Annotated in this window: 2 protein-coding genes; one reads left to right on the top strand and one right to left on the bottom strand. The window is 62.6% G+C overall.

What is annotated here, in order from left to right; genetic code table 11:
* Positions 1–140: 140 nt before the first annotated feature.
* Positions 141–1,526, bottom strand: coding sequence for a M20/M25/M40 family metallo-hydrolase (locus EOA85_RS29275; RefSeq protein ID WP_127212080.1), 1,386 nt, complete (start codon positions 1,524–1,526; stop codon positions 141–143).
* A gap of 403 nt (positions 1,527–1,929) precedes the next feature.
* Between EOA85_RS29275 and polA the strand changes: the two genes are divergently transcribed.
* Positions 1,930–4,131: DNA polymerase I (gene polA / locus EOA85_RS29270; protein WP_127212079.1), on the top strand; the 2,202-nt coding region annotated here is incomplete at its 3' end.

Raw genomic sequence — 4,131 nt, 5'->3', positions numbered from 1 at the left:
GTGCAGCGGTTTTGCGATAACGACATGCATACAACAACAACCTAAAGCGCGTCGCATCAGGCAGATCAAACGCGACGCGCTTTAGCCCGTCCTTGCCGCGATCCGATGAAAAATCAACAGAAAGTTGAATTCTCGCCCCCTCAGCGTGTCAGCGCATCGAGAATGCGCGCCCAGGAGCGCTGGCCCTTGTGGAATGAACTCATCTCGTACTTCTCGTTCGGCGAATGGATGCGGTCATCGTCGAGCCCGAAACCGACCAGCAACGATTCGATACCGAGATAGGTCTGGAAATCGCCGACCACCGGGATCGAGCCGCCGCTTCCCGTCGTCACCGCCGGTTTCGGCCATTCGTCAGACAGCGCGTCCTTGGCCTTGGCGAGAAACGGCGAGTCGTAGGAAAGCTGGATCGCCGGCGAGCCGCCATGCGGCTGGAAATCGACTGAGCAGTCGGCCGGGAGGCGTTCCCTGACGAAGCCTTGGAAAGCGGCGCGAATCTTCTGGGGATTCTGCTTGTGGACGAGGCGGAAGGACACTTTTGCCGAGGCTTCCGCCGCGATCACCGTCTTGAACCCCTTGCCGCTATAGCCGCCGATAATGCCGTTGAACTCGGCCGTCGGCCGCGCCCAGGTGAGTTCGAGCACCGAGCGCCCCTGTTCGCCGGACGGAATCGACAGGCCGACAGGCCCAAGGAATGTCTCGGCGGTTTCGCCGAGCGCCTCCCATGACTTCAGGATCTGCGAAGGCGTCTCCTCGACGCCCTCATAGAACCCCGGAATGGTGACATGGCCGTCCTCGTCGTGGATGTCGGCCAATATCCTGGCCAGGATGCGGATTGGATTGGCAGCAGCACCGCCATAGAGACCGGAATGCAAGTCGCGGTCGGCGGCCTTCACCGTGATCTCCTCGCCGACCAGCCCGCGCAGCGCGACGCAGATGGACGGCGTATCGCGATCCCACATGCCAGTGTCGCAGACAAGCGCAAAGTCGGCCTTGAGTTCGGCCGCATTTGCCTCGAGGAACGGCTTCAGCGATGGCGAGCCGGACTCCTCCTCGCCTTCGAACAGGATCGTGATGCGGCACGGCAGCCCGCCATGCACCTGCTTCCAGGCGCGGCAAGCCTCAACGAAGGTCATCAGCTGCCCCTTGTCGTCGGCCGAACCACGTCCCGTGATCACCTGGTGGCCGGGCGCGATCTCCTTCACCGAAGGCGCGAACGGGTCGGTTTCCCAGAGCTCGATCGGATCGACCGGCTGCACGTCGTAATGGCCATAGAACAGGACATGCGGTGCGCCCGCCGGCCCGACATGGTGCGCCACCACCATCGGATGACCTGGCGTGTCACGCACGCTGGCGTCGAAGCCGATCAGCTTGAGCTCCGCTACCAGCCATTCCGCCGCCTTGCGGCAATCGGCGGCATAGCTCGGATCCGTCGAGATCGACTTGATCCTGAGCAGGCCAAACAGGCGTTCCAGGCTCTCGTCGAGGTTTTTGTCGAGACGATCGAGGACGGGAGAAATTCTGGACATTTTCATCAAGCCTTTCGATTCTGAGCAGCAACCCTAAAGCTGCAGGGCAGAAACGAAAAGCCGGCGGTCGTTGGACCACGGGCGTCGAAAGGCAAAAAAATGCCGCCGTGGTGGAGGGGAACCACGGCGGCCTTTACTCGAAACGATGCGGCAGCCCGGAGAGGGGGGATTAGGCTGCCGCAAGTGTCCGGGATAGGCGGGGGACGGGCCTTGCTCCGGACCTCGGCGAAAAATGCCGATGGCGCTTATCTGTGTCTCCGAACGTGGCGATTCAAGGGCACGAAGATTACACTTTCGTAACATACCCGTGATCGGATCGACTGTCAGGGATGTTGCCGGAACCGGCGGTTGAGGCCGCCTTTGGCATGGACCACGACGCTGCGCCGCGCTATCCCTTCGTCCCATGAAAAAAGGCGATCATCTCTTCCTTGTCGACGGTTCCGGCTACATCTTCCGTGCCTATCACGCACTACCGCCGCTGACCCGCAAATCCGACGGGCTGCCGACCAGTGCCGTGCTCGGCTTCTGCAACATGGTGTGGAAGCTGACGCAGGACGCCCGCAACACCGATGTCGGCATCGTGCCGACGCATTTCGCCGTCATCTTCGACTATTCGTCGAAAACCTTCCGCAACGACCTCTACCCCGAATACAAGGCCAACCGCTCGGCACCGCCGGAAGATTTGATCCCACAGTTCGGCCTGATCCGGCAGGCGACCAGGGCCTTCAACCTGCCCTGCCTCGAGATAGAAGGCTACGAAGCCGACGACCTGATCGCCACCTATTGCCGGCTTGCCTGCGAAGCCGGCGCCGACACCACCATCATCTCCTCCGACAAGGATCTGATGCAACTGGTCGGCCCTTCGGTCGCCATGTACGACCCGATGAAGGACCGCCAAATCGGCGTTCCCGAGGTGATCGAGAAATGGGGCGTGCCGCCGGAAAAGATGATCGACCTGCAGGCGCTGACCGGTGATTCGGTCGACAATGTGCCGGGCGTGCCCGGCATCGGGCCGAAGACGGCGGCGCAATTGCTGGAACAGTTCGGCGATCTCGATACGCTGCTCGCCCGTGCCGCCGAGATCAAGCAGGACAAACGGCGCGAATCGATCATTGCTAATGCCGACAAGGCGCGCATTTCGCGTGAGCTGGTGACGCTGAAGAACGACGTGCCGGGGATCGGCGGGCTCGACGATTTCGTGTTGCACCCGCCCGACGGACCAAGGCTGATCGGCTTTCTCAAGACGATGGAATTCTCCTCGTTGACCCGCCGCGTGGCGGAAGCGACCGGAACGGAAGCGGCTGATGTCAAGTCCGTTCCCGTCATTATCGAGCGCGCCGACACCGCGCATGGTCCCGATGTCGGGTTTGGAGTGCCGGCAGCCGCCGAAAGAGCGGCAGAGACAGTGACAGACGAAGCCGGGGAAGCAGTGCCGGCCACCATCAAGGTGGAACCCAAGGAAGGTGACACCCCTTCGCTTCTCTCGGCGCTTCGCTTCGAGGACGCCACTGGCAGCAAGATCGACGCCAGCGCTTACGTCTCCATCCGCGACACAGCGGTGCTGAGGGCATGGGTGGCCGAGGCGATGGAGACCGGCATCGTTGCCTTCGACACCGAGACCACGTCAGCCGATCCGATGCAGGCCGAGCTGATCGGCCTGTCCATAGCCACCGCGCCCGGTCGCGCCGCCTATGTGCCGTTCACCCACAAAAGCGGCAACGGCGACCTGCTCGGCGGCGGAGTAGTCGAAAACCAGATCCCGATCCGTGAGGCGCTTGGCATTCTGAAGCCGTTGCTGGAGGACAAGTCGGTTCTCAAGATCGTGCAGGAGCTGAAATACGACCTCGTCGTCATGAGCCGCCACGGAATCGATGTCGCCCCCTTCGACGACACCATGCTGATTTCCTACGTGCTCGACGCAGGCACGTCAGGCGGCCACGGCATGGCGGCTCTGTCGGAAAAGTGGCTCGGCCACTCGACCATTGCCCTCAAGGATCTGGCCGGCTCTGGAAGAAGCTTCGTCGGCTTCGACCAGATCGACATCGACAAGGCAACGGCCTATGCCGCGGAGCACGCCGATGTGACGCTCAGGCTCTGGCGGGTGCTGAAGCCACGGCTTGCCGCCAAGGGCCTCGTCTCGGTCTACGAGCGGCTGGAACGGCCGCTGGTGCCGGTGCTGGCAAGGATGGAGCAGCGCGGCATCTCCGTCGACCGGCAGATCCTTTCGCGGCTCTCCGGCGAACTGGCACAGGGCGCCGCGCGGCTGGAGGATGAAATCTACCAGCTCGTCGGCGAGCGCATCAATATCGGCTCGCCAAAACAGCTCGGCGACATCCTGTTCGGCAGGATGGGCCTGCCCGGCGGCTCCAAAACCAAGACCGGCCAATGGTCAACCTCGGCGCAGCTCCTGGAAGACCTCGCCGCCGAGGGCCACGAGCTGCCGCGCAAGATCGTCGACTGGCGCCAGCTGACCAAATTGAAATCGACCTATACCGACGCACTGCCCGGTTTCGTCCATCCCGATACGAAGCGCGTCCACACCTCCTACGCCCTTGCCGCGACAACGACGGGACGGCTGTCGTCCGCCGATCCCAAGCTGCAGAAC

It is taken from the genome of Mesorhizobium sp. M5C.F.Ca.IN.020.29.1.1 (assembly GCF_003997375.1).
GTDB classification, from domain to species: domain Bacteria; phylum Pseudomonadota; class Alphaproteobacteria; order Rhizobiales; family Rhizobiaceae; genus Mesorhizobium; species Mesorhizobium wenxiniae.
The sequence above is the reverse complement of the archived record's forward strand: the minus strand, read 5'-3'. Positions and strand labels throughout refer to the sequence as shown.